The organism is Rhizobium sp. K102 (genome assembly GCF_022385315.1).
GTDB classification, from domain to species: domain Bacteria; phylum Pseudomonadota; class Alphaproteobacteria; order Rhizobiales; family Rhizobiaceae; genus Rhizobium; species Rhizobium croatiense.
In genome coordinates this window covers 3,852,903-3,867,622 of the sequence record NZ_CP092436.1, presented here as the reverse complement: position 1 = coordinate 3,867,622, position 14,720 = coordinate 3,852,903, and the positions used below count along the sequence as shown (strand labels likewise).

Here is a 14,720-nt window from a genome sequence, read left to right as displayed (position 1 = left end):
ATGGAACGAAAACCGCATGTTCGAACGCTTTCAGGCATTCTTTCAGAAGCTCACCGCCGACCACCCCAGGAAGGGGTTCGCCCCGGATGATCCGCGCATCGCGGTGGCGGCGCTGTGCATGCAGGTCATGGAGGCCGACGGGCAGATCAAGGCCAGCGAGAAGAAGCGACTGCGCAAGCTCCTGAAGGAACAGTATGCGCTCGACGGCAAACAGCTCGACGCCCTGATGGCCGCCGGTCTCGAGGCCGAAAGCTCCGCGGTCGACCATTATCGCTTCACATCCGACCTGAAGCGGCACTTGAACACCGAGCAACGGCTGGAGCTGATCGGCATCCTCTGGGACATCGTCTATGCCGATGGCGAACGCAGCGAGATGGAAGATCATGTGATCTGGCGTATCGCCGATCTGCTGGGCGTTTCCGCGCGCGAGCGCATCCAGAAACGGCAGGAGGCCGCCGCCAGGGTGACGGATGTCCGGGTTTTGCAAGATGATTCCGACTGAGCGAATTCAGCACCGCGACGAGCGTCCGATCCTCATCGTCCTGCATCAGGAACGATCGAGCCCTGGCCGTGTCGGTCAGCTGCTCGTTGAAAAGGGCTACCGCCTCGACATCCGCCGACCGGTGCTCGGTGAGCCGCTTCCGGCAACGCTCGAAGATCATGCCGGCGCCGTCGTCTTCGGTGGGCCGATGAGCGCCAATGATCCTGATGACTTCATCAAGAAGGAGATCGACTGGATCAAAATTCCGCTGCGGGAGAACCGTCCCTTTCTCGGCATCTGCCTCGGTGCGCAGATGCTGGTGCATCATCTCGGTGGCAAGGTGCAGGCGAATGCCGACGGCTCGACGGAAATCGGCTGGTATCCGCTCAGACCGACGGAGAGAGGCCGGCTGCTGATGCATTGGCCGAAGATGGTCTATCATTTCCACCGCGAGGGTTTCGAGCTGCCGCATGGCGCCGATCTCCTGGCCGAAGGCGATGCCTATCCGAACCAGGCCTTCCGCTACGACGGCAACGCCTGGGGCCTGCAATTCCATGCCGAACTCACCCGGGTGATGATGCATCGCTGGGTCGTGCACGGCGCCCATCGCTTCATCCTGCCGAACGCCCAGCAGGGCCGCGAACATCTGGAAGGCCGCATGCTGTTCGACGCGCCGCTGAGAGCCTGGCTGACCGAATTTCTCGATATCGTCTTCGAAGGCAAGACGGCGAAAGCCGCCTCCCCGATCACCCTTTCCGCATAGACCGCCGCGGCCCGGCAGCCGCGCTCTATGCCGATGCGCCGGGCGCGTCGAGGGAATCGATGCGGCGCAGTTTGGGGAAACTCGAAGCCCAGATCGCCGCAACCGCTAGCGTTCCGATACCGCCGATGACGACTGCCGGCACCGCGCCGAAGATCGATGCCATCGTGCCTGCCCTGAATTCGCCGAGCTCGTTCGACGCGCCGACGAAGACCATGTTGACCGCATTGACCCGGCCACGCAGGTGATCCGGCGTCCAGAGCGCGATCAGGCTCTCACGCACATAGACCGATATCATGTCGGCCGCCCCCATCAGGGCGAGTGCGGCAATCGAGACCTCGGTGCTGGTCGAGACGCCGAAGATGATGGTTCCGACACCGAACAGGGCAACGCCGATGAACATATAAAGGCCGGCGCGGTGCTTCAGCGGATAGGCGGCTAGGAAGATCGCCATCACGATGGCGCCGAGCCCGGGAGCGGCGCGCAGCAATCCGAGGCCCCAGGGCCCGAGCGTCAGGATATCGCGTGCGAAGATCGGCATCAGCGCCGTAGCGCCCCCGAGCAGCACGGCGAAAAGATCGAGCGAGATCGCCCCGAGCACGACTTTCTCGGCGCGGATGAAACTGAAACCGCCGAGGATCATCGCCCAGCTCTTCGCTTCGCCCGTCGTTTTCTGTTCCGGCTTCGGGATCATATAGAGAAGGGCCGCGCCGAGGATGGAAAAGACCACCGCAACCGTATAGGCCGTCGAGGCGCTGATGCCATAGAGCAGACCGCCGAGCACCGGTCCGGTGATCGCCGCAAGCTGCCAGGACGAGGAGTTCCAGGCGATCGCGTTGGAAAGCGCATGCTCCGGCACCAGATTGGGCGCGAGGGACTGCACCGCCGGCGACATGAAGGCCCGTTCGATGCCGAAGATCAGGAGCACCGCGAACACCGGCCACGGCGCGAACGTGTCTGTCGCCGTCATGACGAGCAGCGCCAGCGTGCAGAGCGCGCTCACCAGCGAGCACAGCGCGGCAATGGCCCGACGGTTGTGCCGGTCGGCCACCGAACCGGTGACGAGGATGAGCAGCAGCGACGGCAGGAACTGCACGAGGCCGATCAGGCCGAGATAGATCGCCTTGCCCGTCTGGTCGTACATCTGCCAGCCGACGGCGACACTGACGATCTGCTGCGAGAAGGAGAGCAGAAAGCGGGCGAAGAAGAAGCGGGTGTAAGACGAATGCCGGAACGCGGCAAAACGGTCTCCGGTGGGCGAAAACGACATGAGTCTTGTCCGAGGAAGCGGGCGCCGGAATGGTTGCGAGGCCGCCCGTTAAACATGATTTGCCCTGCGTTCCCACACGGCACTTGCTCGTTTAGTTGCCAATGTCTACATGTCTGTCAACAACCAATTGGAGACGACGATGTTTGCCTTGTTTCAAACCATTGATTTGGTTTTGAATATTTATACGTGGATCCTGATTGCCAGCGCCGTTTTCTCCTGGCTCTATGCGTTCAACGTCATCAATTCCAGCAACCAGTTCGTCAACTCGGTCGGCATGTTCCTCTATAATGTCACCGAGCCGGTGCTGAAGCCGATCCGTCGTCGGCTGCCGAACCTCGGCGGCATCGACATTTCGCCGATCATCCTGTTGGTGATCATCTTCTTCCTGCGCACCTTCCTTTGGACGACAGTCTATCCGCTGGTCGCTTGAGCCCTCCCTGGAGGCTCTTCGCTGATCATCGGCGCTTGACTGTTCGGCTGACGCCGAATGGCGGGCGCAACGCGTTCGACGGCATTGAGACGGACAGCGAAGGGGAGGGTTATCTGAAGGCGCGCGTCACCGCCGTTCCGGAAAAGGGAAAGGCCAATAAGGCCCTGATCGCGCTCGTTTCCAAATCGGTCGGTGTTGCCAAATCCAGCGTCAGCCTCGTTTCCGGCGAAACCGCGCGCAAAAAAATCCTCCGGATCGAGGGTGACCCGGAGGATTTGGCAAAAAAGCTCGAAACACTTTCAGGCTGAATGATCAGCCTTTCGTCTTCTTGGCACGCTCGATGGCCTCGAGGATAAGGGCACCGGCTTCGCCGGAATCGCCCCAGCCGAAGATCTTCACCCACTTACCGGGTTCCAGATCCTTGTAATGCTCGAAGAAGTGCTCGATCTGCTTCAGCGTGATCTCGGGAAGATCGGTATAATCCTTCACCTTCTCATAGCGCAGCGTCAGCTTCGGCGACGGCACGGCAATGATCTTCTCGTCCTTGCCCGAGTTGTCTTCCATCTTCAGGACGCCGATCGGGCGCACGTTGATGACGCAGCCGGGAACGAGCGGGCGGGTGCTGGCGATCAGCACGTCGATCGGGTCACCGTCCTCAGACAGCGTGTGCGGCACGAAACCGTAATTGCCCGGATAGGTCATCGGCGTATAGAGGAAACGATCGACGACCAGCGTGCCGGCGTCCTTGTCCATTTCATACTTGATCGGATGACCGCCGACCGGAACCTCGACAATAACGTTGACGTCTTCAGGGGGATTATTACCGATGGAAACGGCGTCGATGCGCATACGAAACTCCTGCGAGGTTGAATTGCTCGCAGCCAGATAATCAGTTTCATGCGGCAACGCAACATTGGAGATCACCAATGCGTGATAGCGTCGGCACCCAACCACATCAAAATTCTAGCAGGAGATGAGCGATCTGCAGGCTGGATGGCTCAGTTCCAGATGAAGCCGATTTTCTTCAACTGCTTGTGGTCGAAATTTTCCATGCCTTCGCAGAAATCGATCCCGCCGTGATGACGGTAGAAGCGGCTGGCGGTCTCGTTTTCCTCGAGGCACCAGACGACCAGCCCGCTGCAGCCGAGTGACTTCAACAGCCGGCGCGCCTCGCCGAACAGCATACGGCCGAGACCGATGCCCTGATATTCGGGACGAAGGTAGAGCTCGTAGATCTCGCCTTCCTGCGGCAAAGCGCGGGCGCGGTTGAGCCCGAGCGTCGCATAACCGGCAACCGTTCCGGCGACATCGAGAACCAGCAATGTCGCAGGTCCACGCGTTGCCTTGCGCCACCAGTTTTCGCCGCGTCGCTCGATCATCTGCGTCAGGGCGCGATGCGGAATGATGCCTGCGTAAGTGTGCTGCCAGGCGAGTCTATGGGTTTCCGATATGGCTCGGGCATCGTGCGGTTCTGCCCGCCGGACATCGATCGACAACGTCTTCATAACGTTTACTCTGGTCCTGCCGGGGGCAATTAACCATACGCGATGACGCATTCGGCTCGATTGCCCACAGACTTGATATGTGGACGACGAATAAATTTTAACGCTTTTTTAACGATTGTCACAAGTCGGAATCAGCGCAGCGCACAATAAAAAACCCCGGCTCGAAGGCCGGGGTTTTCAGAGAATGTCTCTCTTTGTTTATGCATTTCGTTATCCCGGAACCGCTGCACACTCCCGGGCGACATGCATTGCGCTCTCAGAGAGCCGCTTTCGACTTTTCGAAACGCTTGCGATCGTTTGCGTCGAGATACATCTTGCGCAGACGAATATTCTTCGGCGTCACTTCCATCAGCTCGTCGTCCTGGATCCAGGAGAGCGCGCGATCAAGCGTCATGCGGATCGGCGGCGTCAGCTTCACCGCTTCATCCTTGCCGGCGGCGCGGATGTTGGTGAGCTGCTTGCCCTTCAGGACGTTGACTTCAAGGTCGTTGTCGCGCGAATGGATGCCGATGATCATGCCGGCATAGACCTTTTCGCCCGGCTCGATGATCATCGGGCCGCGATCTTCCAGGTTGAACATCGCATAGGCGACGGCTTCGCCGGCTGCGTTGGCGAGCAGCACGCCATTGACGCGGCCGCCGATCGCACCCTTATAGGGCTGGTAGTCGTGGAACAGCCGGTTCATGATCGCCGTGCCGCGCGTATCCGTCAGCAGCTCCGACTGATAGCCGATCAGGCCACGGGTCGGTGCGTAGAAACGCAGGCGAAGACGGTTGCCGCCCGACGGACGCAGCTCGACCATTTCGGCCTTGCGCTCGGACATCTTCTGCACGACGACACCGGAATGTTCTTCGTCGACGTCGACGACGACTTCCTCGATCGGCTCCAGCAGCTGGCCGCTTTCATCCTTGTGCATGACGACACGCGGACGCGACACGGCAAGCTCGAAGCCTTCGCGACGCATGGTTTCGATGAGAACGGCGAGCTGAAGTTCGCCGCGGCCGGAGACGTAGAACGAATCCTTGCCTTCAGCTTCTTCGATCTTCAGGGCGACGTTGCCTTCCGCTTCCTTGAAGAGACGGTCGCGGATGACGCGTGAGGTCACCTTGTCGCCCTCGGTGCCGGCCAGCGGGCTGTCGTTGACGATGAAGGACATGGTCACGGTCGGCGGGTCGATCGGCTGCGCCTTCATGGCTTCCGAGACGGCCGGATCGCAGAAGGTGTCGGCGACGGTACCCTTGGAGAGGCCGGCGATCGCGACGATGTCGCCCGCATGAGCTTCATCGATTGCCGTGCGCTCGATGCCGCGGAAGGCGAGAATTTTGGAGATTCGGCCGGTTTCGATCAGCTTGCCGTCCTGGCCGAGAACCTTGACGGCCTGGTTCGGCTTGATCGAGCCCGATGCGATGCGGCCGGTGATGATACGGCCGAGGAAGGGGTTGGCTTCGAGGATCGTGCCGATCATCCGGAACGGGCCTTCCTCGACGGTCGGCTCCGGAACATGCTTGAGCACCAGGTCGAGAAGCGGCGCGAGACCCTGATCCTTCGGTCCTTCGGGATTGACGTTCATCCAGCCGTCACGGCCCGAACCGTAGAGGATCGGGAAGTCGAGCTGTTCGTCGGTCGCGTCGAGATTGGCGAAGAGGTCGAAGACTTCGTTGATGACTTCTTCATGGCGGCCGTCCGGACGGTCGATCTTGTTGATCGCGACGATCGGACGAAGGCCGACCTTCAGCGCCTTGCCGACGACGAACTTGGTCTGCGGCATCGGGCCTTCGGACGCATCGACGAGAACGATCGCACCGTCCACCATCGACAGAATGCGCTCGACTTCACCGCCGAAGTCGGCGTGGCCGGGGGTATCGACGATGTTGATGCGGACACCCTTCCACTCGACCGAGGTCGCCTTGGCGAGAATGGTGATGCCGCGTTCTTTTTCGAGATCGTTCGAGTCCATCACGCGTTCGGCTACGCGCTGATTTTCGCGGAACGAGCCGGACTGCTTGAGAAGCTCATCCACCAGGGTCGTCTTGCCATGGTCAACGTGCGCGATGATCGCGATATTGCGAAGTGCCATATGTGAAATCTCTGAGGCTGGGGCGCACGCTCATGAGGACGCGCCTATTAGTTTGGGGCGTCCATACAGTTTTTTTTGCGCTTGCGAAAGGGGGAAACGCGCAAAAGCTGCGGCAAGGCCGTCGCCCCGCCGCATCACAGATTGTCATCAAATTGTCTTAGGCGTCGCTGCCTGTCAATTCCTCGAAGGTCGAAAGTCCCTTTTTGAGCAGCATCGCATCCGGGCTCGGCAGCTTGCCGCGGAAGGCCTTGTAGGCATCTTCCGGATCGACCGAGCCGCCGACGGAATAGATGTTTTCCTTGAGCTTTTTCGCCATGTCGCCGTTGAAGGCGTCGCCCGTCTCCTCGAAGGCGGCGAAGGCATCGGCGTCGAGCACCTCGGACCACATGTAGGAGTAATAGCCGGCTGAATAACCGCCGGAAAAGATATGCTGGAAGTGCGGTGTGGCGTGGCGCATGACGATCGATTTCGGCATGCCGATCTCGGCCAGTACCTCCGCCTGCACCGCCATCGGGTCCTCGACCGCCTCGCGCGTATGGAAGGCCATGTCGACCAGCGCCGACGAGGTGAACTCGACGGTGTTGAAGCCGGCATTGAAGGTACGGGCGGCCAGCACCTTGTCGAGCAGCGCCTGCGGCATCGGTTCGCCGGTTTCGAAATGCACGGCATAACGCTTCAGGATGGCGGGCACCGTCAGCCAGTGCTCGTAGAGCTGCGACGGCAGTTCGACGAAATCGCGCGAGACGCCGGTGCCGGAAACCGAGGGATAGGTGACATTCGAAAGCATGCCATGCAGCGCATGGCCGAATTCGTGGAACAGCGTGCGCGCATCGTCGAGCGACAGCAGCGCCGGCTTGCCTTCGGCCGGCTTGGCGAAATTGCAGACATTGTAGATGATGGGCGATTCGCCGTGGCGGCCGTTCTTCAGTTCGAGCTTGTGCTGCGACTGCAGCGAACTCATCCAGGCGCCGGATCGTTTCGAACCGCGGGCGAAATAGTCGCCGAGGAACAGGGCGACCAGCCTGTCCCCGCGGTCCCTGATTTCGAACACTCTGACCTCAGGGTGATAGGCGGCGACGCCCTTCTTCTCGACCGCACGGATGCCGAACAGCCGGCCGGCGACGTCGAAGCAGGCCTCGATGATCTTCTCGAGCTGCAGATAGGGCTTGAGCTCGGCCTCGGAGAAATCGAACTTCCGGGCCCGGATCTTTTCGGAATAGTGGCGCCAGTCCCAGGGCATCACCTCGTGGTTCCGGCCCTCTTCGGCGATCAGCGTCGCGATGTCGATCTCCTCCTCGCCGGCGCGTTTCACCGCCCGCGCCCAGACCGCTTTCAGCAGGCCGTTCACCGCTTCCGCCGTCTTCGCCATGGTGTTGTCGAGCTTCAGCTCGGCGAAATTGCCGTAGCCGAGCAAGCTCGCCACCTGATGGCGCAGCGCCAGCGTTTCCCGGATGACGGCGCGATTGTCCGTCTCTCCGCCGTTTTCACCGCGCGCCACCCAGGCCTTGAAGGCCTGCTCGCGCAAATCCCGGCGCTCCGAGAAGGTGAGGAACGGCTCGATGATCGAACGTGAGAGTGTCACCGCAAATCTGCCCTCCTCGCCGCGCTCGCGCGCCGCCGCAGCCATCGCGTCGCGCAGGAATTCCGGCAACCCGTCGAGCTCGGACCCGTCGGAAAGCACCAAGGCCCAGGCCTTTTCGTCGGCCAGCACGTTCTGGCCGAATTGCGTCCCGAGGCCGGCAAGCCTTTCGTTGATTTCGGCAAGCCTCTCCTGCTCGGCCTTCTCGAGCTTGGCGCCCGACTTGACGAAGTCCTTCCAATGGCATTCCAGCACCCGCGTCTGTTCCAGCGTCAGGCCGAGGCTCTCGCGCTTCTCCCAGAGCGTGTCGATGCGGGCAAAAAGCGCGGCATTCATGCCGATCTTCGAATAGTGGCGCGACATCTTCGGCGAGATTTCCCGCTCCAGCGTTTGGATCACATCATTGGTATGCGCACCCGCCTTGTTCCAGAATAGCGCCGAAACGCGCGACAGCGCATCGCCGGCAATCTCCAGCGCCGTCACCGTGTTGTCGAAGGTCGGCGCATCGCTGTTCCCGGCGATCTCGTCGATTTCCTGTTCATGCGCGGCCAGCGCCGCATCGAAGGCGGCAGCAAAATCGCCGTCATCGATGGCGTCGAAACGCGGCAGGCCGTGCAGGCCGTCCCAGTTGGTGAGCGCCGGATTGAAATCATGGGGAGAAGGCATGGGAGAATTCCTTTTGGTATGCGAATGGATGGGTCAATATAGGAGGGCCGCCGTGGAATTGGTATGTTGCGGCGGCCAGGCTTTCGCCTCGCCTAGCGATCTGATGCACGTCAGCCAGATTTGGTGGACAAGATTTGTCACCTACAAATTAACTATTTGTTAACGATTGACGCGAATCACGCACAAGCGCTAGTTTCCGGGTGATCTTCCTGCCAGGGGACATGCGCCATGGAAATTTTTTCCCTGCGGTCTTCTCAGAGTTTGCTATTTAAGAACAACCCTAATAACGCAAAAAATTCGAAGACTGCCGATATTCACATCGAGATCAAGGCTCCGGCCCCCGTCTCGTTCCAGATCGAAGACAATCCCGACGAGGGGCCTGATTTTACTGCCGTCAGCCCCGGAGAGCTGCGCACTTACGCCCGCCAAAGCTTCGACAGCGGCGTGATCGATCAGAACACCTACGCCGCGATCTCCGAGCCTCTGCCGATGCACGCAATCGATCCGCTCGGCAACATCATCGACCTCTCCGGCGTCACCGACGGCACGAGCTTCAATTTCCTCGATTATTACAAGAATCAGCTCCAAGTCGCCATGTCGATCGGCGATCCCAACGACGTTCAGACGCTGAAATTGGTGGTCAATTTCCTGGACGGCTGAATCAGGCCTTGCGCCAGCCGATGAGGCCGGGCGTCGCGTGCCATAGCGCCTGGGCGGCAAAGCCCATGAAGAGGACGCCGGAGCAGCGTACGATCAGCCGTTCATGGGCGCGATAGAAGCGCCGCACCGCGCCTGCGCCGATAATGCCGATCAGGATGACGTCGGCAGTCACGAATCCCAGGAAGGACACGCCGAGAAGCACCGGCAGCGCCTCGAAATCGAGCGCGCCGGCAGAGCCGGCGACCAGCGCGGTGAAGGTGGCGAGCGCCACCGGATAACCCTTCGGATTGGTGACGCCGAAGATCAGGCCGCGGCGAAACGGCCGCTCGACCATGACCAGCGGCTGCCCTTCCGCTTTCGGCTTGGCATTGACCGCGCTCCAGCCGATCCAGGCAAGATAGAAACCGCAGGCGAGGCCGAGCAGATCGAAGACGAAGGTCCCGATCGTCTTCGCACCGACGATCGCGATCAGCGCCAGCGACGACCAGATCAGATCCCCGACTAGGTGCCCCATCATGAAGAAGGCACCCGCCTTGCGCCCCTGCCCGGCGCCGATGCCGAGCAGTTGCAGGAAAGCGGGTCCGGGGATGAGCACGTAGAAAAGCGCCGCCAGGAAGGCGCCGAACAGCAGGGACTGCGTCATGGGACTGCTCCGAGGGTGATTGGGGCAGACTATGCGATCGTGGCCACCCGTCAAGGGAAGCGTCTCGCCCGCGCTCGACATTTTCACCATGCTCGTTCCCACGATCCGATGGGTGGCGACTGATGCACTCAAATTCTTCGGTCGAACACGGCGACCGGCGTCTTCAGCCGATAGAGCGTCGTCGGTCGTCGGGCCCGCTCGGTCTGGCGTTTTTCGCCCTCGACCACCTCGAGCAGATCCAGATCGTTGATCTTGCGGCGAAAGGCACTTTGATCCAGCCGTTCGCCCATCACCGTTTCATAGATTGCTTGCAGTTCCGACATCGTAAAGACGGCAGGAAGCAGCCTCGCCGGAATGGTCGAATAGGCGCCTTTGCCGCGCAGCCGCTCCAACGCGGCATCCACGATTTCATTATGGTCGAAGGGCAGCTTGCCTGCGGCCTCGACTGGCCGCAACTCCAGCAGACTGGCGCCACCTGCTAAAGCTCCCCGTGGGACCAGCGCAAAATACGCGATCGACACCGACCAGTCGCGAGGATCTCGTCGTGCCGATGCGAAGGTCCGGAGCTGCTCGAAGAATATGCCCTCGACCCCTGCCTTGGAACGAAGGATGCGCCGGACCGCCGCCTCCGCGTCGGCGTCCTCATCCGTGTGCACATAGCCGCCGATCAGCGCCGGATCGCCGACAAACGGCTCGGCGGGACGCTCAAGCAACGCCACGCATAGCCGTCCTTCGTGTAGCGTCAGTAAGACGATGTCGACCGTCACGATCGGTCGTGCGAATTCAGCCTCTGCCATCAGAATGTTCCTGCCGCCCTTCGTAGCCTCATAGCGGCCAGTCCGGGAAAAGACAATTTGCAAATAGCAACTTGCAAAGTGCAATTTGCAAGTCTATATCTTGTCTATGACGACGGCAGGCGAGGTGCCCGAGCCGGATCGCCAAGACAGCCAGCAAAGGAGTTATGCCATGGGTATGGGACGTTTCAGCACCGCAGACTGGGCGGCCTACAATGCACGCCATGTGGACGGCCGCAGCCGGTCGGAAATATTCGGCGCCACCGGCATCGATCCGCGGTTCGATCCGGCGCGCTTTTCCACTCGCGAGAGCCGCGACAGCGCCTACAATCCGCAATCGACTCCGATCATTCTGGCTTCGGATGTGACCGGCTCGATGGGCATGATCGCCCACGAGCTTATGCGCGGCGGGCTCATCACCTTGACATCGGAGATCTACGACCGCCGGCCGGTATCCGATCCGCACATCATGGTGGCGGCGGTCGGCGATGCGTTCACCGATGCCGCACCCCTGCAGGCCACCCAGTTCGAGGCCGATATCTCGCTTGCCAGCCAGATCCGCGCCTTGTGGCTGGAAGGCAATGGCGGCGGCAATAACGGCGAGAGCTACAGCGCCGCCCACCTTCTGGCAGCCCTCAAAACCTCGACCGACGCCTTCGAAAGACGCGGCCGCAAGGGGTATCTCTTCACCATCGGTGACGAGCCGGTTCACAACGGACTGTCCGCCGACCAGATCGCCCGCATCTTCGGCATCGAACCACCGCGCGGTCTGAGCGCCCGGGAATGCCTAGCGATGGCGCAGAGATCCTACGAGGTCTTCCACATCGTCATCCGCGAGGGCTATGCAGCCACGCGACTTGACCGGGTGCTGCGGAGTTGGCAGCCGCTGCTGCCCGGCCGCACCTTCGTGCTCGATGACTACAGGCGCATTGCCGAATTGGTGGTTTCGATCATCGAAATCACCGAGGGCCGGGATGTAGGCGAGGTGGCTGCCAGCTGGCCGGATGCGGCGGCGGCAGTCGTGGCCAAGGCAATTGGCGAACGCCAGAACCGGCGCCTGCTGCCGCTCTTCTAAGTGAGATATTTGAAAGGCCCCGGCGCGATCGCTCCGGGCGCCGTCGAGGAGCAAAATGATGAGTATCCAAGCAAAGGCCGTGATCGGTGCGCTTTACGGCGACGAAGGCAAGGGACTAATGGTCGATCGCCTTGCCGCGGTGACGCCGGGAGCGGTGGTGGTTCGCAGCAATGGCGGCGCTCAAGCCGGCCATACCGTGGTCGATCCCGCCGGCATCCGCCACGTCTTCCACCATGTCGGCTCGGGTAGCTTTGCCGGAGCTGCCACCCACTTCAGTCGCTTCTTCGTCGCTCACCCGATGCTGTTTCTCGACGAGTTGGCCGCCCTCAATGAACGGGGTGCGAAGCCTCAGACCAGCAGCGACCCGCGCGCCCTGATCACCACACCTTTCGACGTCCTGATCAACCAGGCCGTGGAATTGGCGCGGGGCACTGCCCGCCACGGAAGCTGCGGCCTCGGCTTCGGCGAGACTATCGAGCGCAACCTGCAACCCGAATTCGCCCTTTCGACAAAGGACCTGTTTCGCCCTGATCTGCACGCCCGCCTTGTTTCGATCCGCGACGGCTGGGTGCCTCGACGGCTCGCCGCGCTCGGCATCACCGCCTTACCCGAAGAACTGGCTGCCGTACTGGCTGACGACATCACCATCGCCGGCTTCGAAGCTGATTGCGCCGCCTATCTCGACCACGTCACGCTGTGGCCCGACCGACGGCTGTGCGAACGCGGCACCGTCATCTTCGAGGCGGCGCAAGGCCTATGCCTCGATCAGAACCGTGGCGCATTTCCTCACGTCACCCGTTCGAATACCGGGCTAGCAAATATACGCGCGATCGCCGCCGAGGCCGGCGTCACAGAGTTGGACGCGATATATGCGACGCGCTGCTACACCACTCGCCACGGCGCCGGACCCCTCAAGGGAGAGGTTCCCACACTTCCTGGCGTCAATGTCGTCGACCCCACCAACGCACCGAACGAATGGCAAGGTAGCCTAAGGCTCGCCCCGCTCGATCTCTTCATGCTCCGCAAGGCCATCGCAGATGATCTGACCTCGGATCGCGGCGGTATTGCGGTCAAAGCCGGGCTGGCGGTAACCTGTCTCGATCAGACGGAAGACGGCTTTGCCGTCACCGATCAAGAGGAAGTAATCCGGCTTGATCCTGTCAAGGCCGCGCCTGATATAGCCGATTTCGTCGGCCTGCCGCTCTGGGCCGAGAGCTGGGGACCGCGGCGTCGTGACGTCAGGCTCTATGTCGAAGCAGCCGTCGCCTAATTCACGCAGCAATAACAGCCCGCTCGGCATTTGCCGGCGGGCTCAATATCGTCGCTTAGTCCTGGCGCGACTGCTTGATTTCGACAGGCGTCCTCATGATGATTTCCCGGTGCGGGAACGGGATCGACACCCCGGCTTCCTTGAACGCGTCCCAAAGCGCCATCAGCACCTGGCCCCTGACATTCGTCAGACCATTTGCGGGATCGGAGATCCAGAAGCGGAGCCGGAAATCAAGCGACGAAGCGCCAAAGCAGGTAAGCCAGCATACCGGCGCCCTGTAATCGTTGGCAACGCGATCCACCGTAGAGGCAGTCGCGATTGCGATTCTGGCGACTTCATGGGGATCGCTGTCATAAGCCGTGCCGAAGTCGACATCGATCCTGACGTAGTCACTGGAGAACGACCAGTTGACGACCTGTTGGGAAATGAAATCCTCGTTGGGGATCAGGTATTCTTTGCCGTCACGCGTGATGACCGAGACGAACCGCGAGCGCAAATCGCGGATCGAACCGAAGGTATCTCCGAGCGTGATCGTGTCGCCTGGCTTGATGGATTTATCGAGCAGGATGATGATGCCCGAGATGAAGTTCGATACGACTTTCTGAAGGCCGAAGCCTATTCCCACGCCGACTGCGCCGGAAAAAACGGTCAATGCCGTAAGGTCGATGCCGGTCGCTGACAAGGCAATTGCGCCGGCGATCATGATCAAGCCGATTTTTATGAACTTGCTGATCAGGACCTTAATCGATGGCGAAAGATCGCCCGACCTCTGCACCCAACGGGACAGGACATTGCCGACGAGAACCGCCACCCAGATGAGCGCGACAGCCAAGACGACCGCTTTCAGCACGAGAAGGAGTGAGAGCCGCACGGCCCCCAGATTGACAGCCAGGCCATCGAGCGCGGAAAGCACCGGACCGTCAAGCCGGAGCGCGTACAACGCGACGTAGCTCCAACTGACGATTGCGACCGTACGCGACAAGGTGGGATTATGGATAATCTTGGTCAGTACGGAGATGATGAACCACGCCGCCGTCAGCGTCAGGGCGGTCGAGACGAGCCACCGTTGCGACGGCCAGGTGTTTTGGGTGAGAGCGACGTTTGCAAGCCACAGCCATACCGCAAGAAAGAGCCACTTCAAGCGCCGCATGAAGGCGATTATGACACGCAAGAGGTCCGGATTACCTTTGATGCGCCTGGCTTTCGCTTCCAACGCAGGTTCAGTGCGTGATGCCAGGAACGACGCTGCGACGTAACCGACAGCGATAATCCCGAATTGGTAGAGCGTCCATTCGCTGAAGACAAACGTTCGGAACCACTGTTCGAACGCGTCGATTGTCTGCCTGACATCCATGGTTCCGGCCTTTGTAGCCCTTCAAGGCAGATAAGGGCGTCGACACCATTTTTGTTCAATTCCCCCACGATCACCGGTGATCCCATTCACTCTTCTTGACATCGTTGCCGCCAATTTCGTGGAGCGCGACCACGACAGGCGTCGACGCGCCGAACC

15 protein-coding genes are annotated in these 14,720 nt (G+C 60.8%); 7 read left to right on the top strand and 8 right to left on the bottom strand.

Going from position 1 to position 14,720, the window contains the following annotated elements; translation table 11 throughout:
* The first annotated feature begins 16 nt into the window (after window positions 1-16).
* Both MHI61_RS24995 and MHI61_RS24990 read left to right on the top strand, forming a co-directional pair.
* On the top strand, window positions 17-502 hold the full coding sequence (locus tag MHI61_RS24995; protein ID WP_239790991.1) for a TerB family tellurite resistance protein: 486 nt from the start codon (window positions 17-19) through the stop codon (window positions 500-502).
* Entirely contained in the window at window positions 489-1,244 is a 756-nt protein-coding gene (locus MHI61_RS24990; RefSeq protein ID WP_239790990.1) for a glutamine amidotransferase, read from the top strand. Before MHI61_RS24995 ends, MHI61_RS24990 begins: the two co-directional genes overlap by 14 nt.
* 25 nt (window positions 1,245-1,269) lie before the next feature.
* On the opposite strand, the gene MHI61_RS24985 is transcribed toward MHI61_RS24990, so the two are convergent.
* Window positions 1,270-2,511: an MFS transporter gene (locus MHI61_RS24985; RefSeq protein WP_239790989.1), complete on the bottom strand. Its 1,242-nt coding sequence runs from the start codon at window positions 2,509-2,511 to the stop codon at window positions 1,270-1,272.
* A 139-nt stretch (window positions 2,512-2,650) separates the two neighbouring features.
* Here MHI61_RS24985 and MHI61_RS24980 point away from each other — a divergent pair, with 139 nt between their 5' ends.
* Together MHI61_RS24980 and MHI61_RS24975 are read left to right on the top strand one after the other, a co-directional pair.
* Complete coding sequence (locus MHI61_RS24980; RefSeq protein ID WP_097580584.1) at window positions 2,651-2,941, top strand: YggT family protein; 291 nt, start codon at window positions 2,651-2,653, stop codon at window positions 2,939-2,941.
* A complete protein-coding gene (locus MHI61_RS24975; RefSeq protein WP_239790988.1) occupies window positions 2,938-3,249 on the top strand; it encodes a DUF167 domain-containing protein in 312 nt (103 codons plus the stop codon). The genes MHI61_RS24980 and MHI61_RS24975 overlap by 4 nt, the downstream gene beginning before the upstream one ends.
* Before the next feature lie 4 nt (window positions 3,250-3,253).
* Here MHI61_RS24975 and ppa read toward each other — a convergent pair whose 3' ends face one another.
* The 4 genes from ppa to MHI61_RS24955 all read right to left on the bottom strand — a co-directional run bounded on the left by ppa (window position 3,254) and on the right by MHI61_RS24955 (window position 8,768).
* Window positions 3,254-3,790, bottom strand: a complete 537-nt coding sequence (gene ppa / locus MHI61_RS24970; RefSeq protein ID WP_064683816.1) for an inorganic diphosphatase — start codon at window positions 3,788-3,790, stop codon at window positions 3,254-3,256.
* A 149-nt stretch (window positions 3,791-3,939) separates the two neighbouring features.
* Entirely contained in the window at window positions 3,940-4,446 is a 507-nt protein-coding gene (locus MHI61_RS24965) for a GNAT family N-acetyltransferase (RefSeq protein WP_239790987.1), read from the bottom strand.
* Between the two features lie 256 nt (window positions 4,447-4,702).
* The gene (typA, locus tag MHI61_RS24960) at window positions 4,703-6,523 is read right to left on the bottom strand and encodes a translational GTPase TypA (protein WP_012485506.1); all 1,821 of its coding nucleotides are present in this window, start codon (window positions 6,521-6,523) and stop codon (window positions 4,703-4,705) included.
* Window positions 6,524-6,680: 157 nt separating this feature from the next.
* The gene (locus MHI61_RS24955) at window positions 6,681-8,768 is read right to left on the bottom strand and encodes a M3 family metallopeptidase (protein WP_239790986.1); all 2,088 of its coding nucleotides are present in this window, start codon (window positions 8,766-8,768) and stop codon (window positions 6,681-6,683) included.
* A 228-nt stretch (window positions 8,769-8,996) separates the two neighbouring features.
* On the opposite strand from MHI61_RS24955, the gene MHI61_RS24950 reads away from it, so the two are divergent.
* Entirely contained in the window at window positions 8,997-9,428 is a 432-nt protein-coding gene (locus tag MHI61_RS24950) for a hypothetical protein (protein WP_239790985.1), read from the top strand.
* Window position 9,429: 1 nt separating this feature from the next.
* On the opposite strand, the gene MHI61_RS24945 is transcribed toward MHI61_RS24950, so the two are convergent.
* Both MHI61_RS24945 and MHI61_RS24940 read right to left on the bottom strand, forming a co-directional pair.
* Window positions 9,430-10,071 carry a LysE family translocator gene (locus MHI61_RS24945; protein WP_064683821.1) on the bottom strand — a complete coding sequence of 214 codons (642 nt, stop codon included), beginning with the start codon at window positions 10,069-10,071 and terminating at the stop codon, window positions 9,430-9,432.
* A 128-nt stretch (window positions 10,072-10,199) separates the two neighbouring features.
* Window positions 10,200-10,868: an NUDIX hydrolase gene (locus MHI61_RS24940; RefSeq protein ID WP_097580579.1), complete on the bottom strand. Its 669-nt coding sequence runs from the start codon at window positions 10,866-10,868 to the stop codon at window positions 10,200-10,202.
* Window positions 10,869-11,037: 169 nt separating this feature from the next.
* Here MHI61_RS24940 and MHI61_RS24935 point away from each other — a divergent pair, with 169 nt between their 5' ends.
* Together MHI61_RS24935 and MHI61_RS24930 are read left to right on the top strand one after the other, a co-directional pair.
* Window positions 11,038-11,940: a hypothetical protein gene (locus MHI61_RS24935; protein ID WP_239790984.1), complete on the top strand. Its 903-nt coding sequence runs from the start codon at window positions 11,038-11,040 to the stop codon at window positions 11,938-11,940.
* A gap of 58 nt (window positions 11,941-11,998) precedes the next feature.
* Window positions 11,999-13,210, top strand: coding sequence for an adenylosuccinate synthetase (locus MHI61_RS24930; protein WP_239790983.1), 1,212 nt, complete (start codon window positions 11,999-12,001; stop codon window positions 13,208-13,210).
* A gap of 55 nt (window positions 13,211-13,265) precedes the next feature.
* Here the strand turns inward: MHI61_RS24930 and MHI61_RS24925 are convergent, their stop codons facing one another.
* Window positions 13,266-14,564, bottom strand: a complete 1,299-nt coding sequence (locus MHI61_RS24925) for a mechanosensitive ion channel domain-containing protein (RefSeq protein WP_239790982.1) — start codon at window positions 14,562-14,564, stop codon at window positions 13,266-13,268.
* Window positions 14,565-14,720 lie beyond the last annotated feature (156 nt).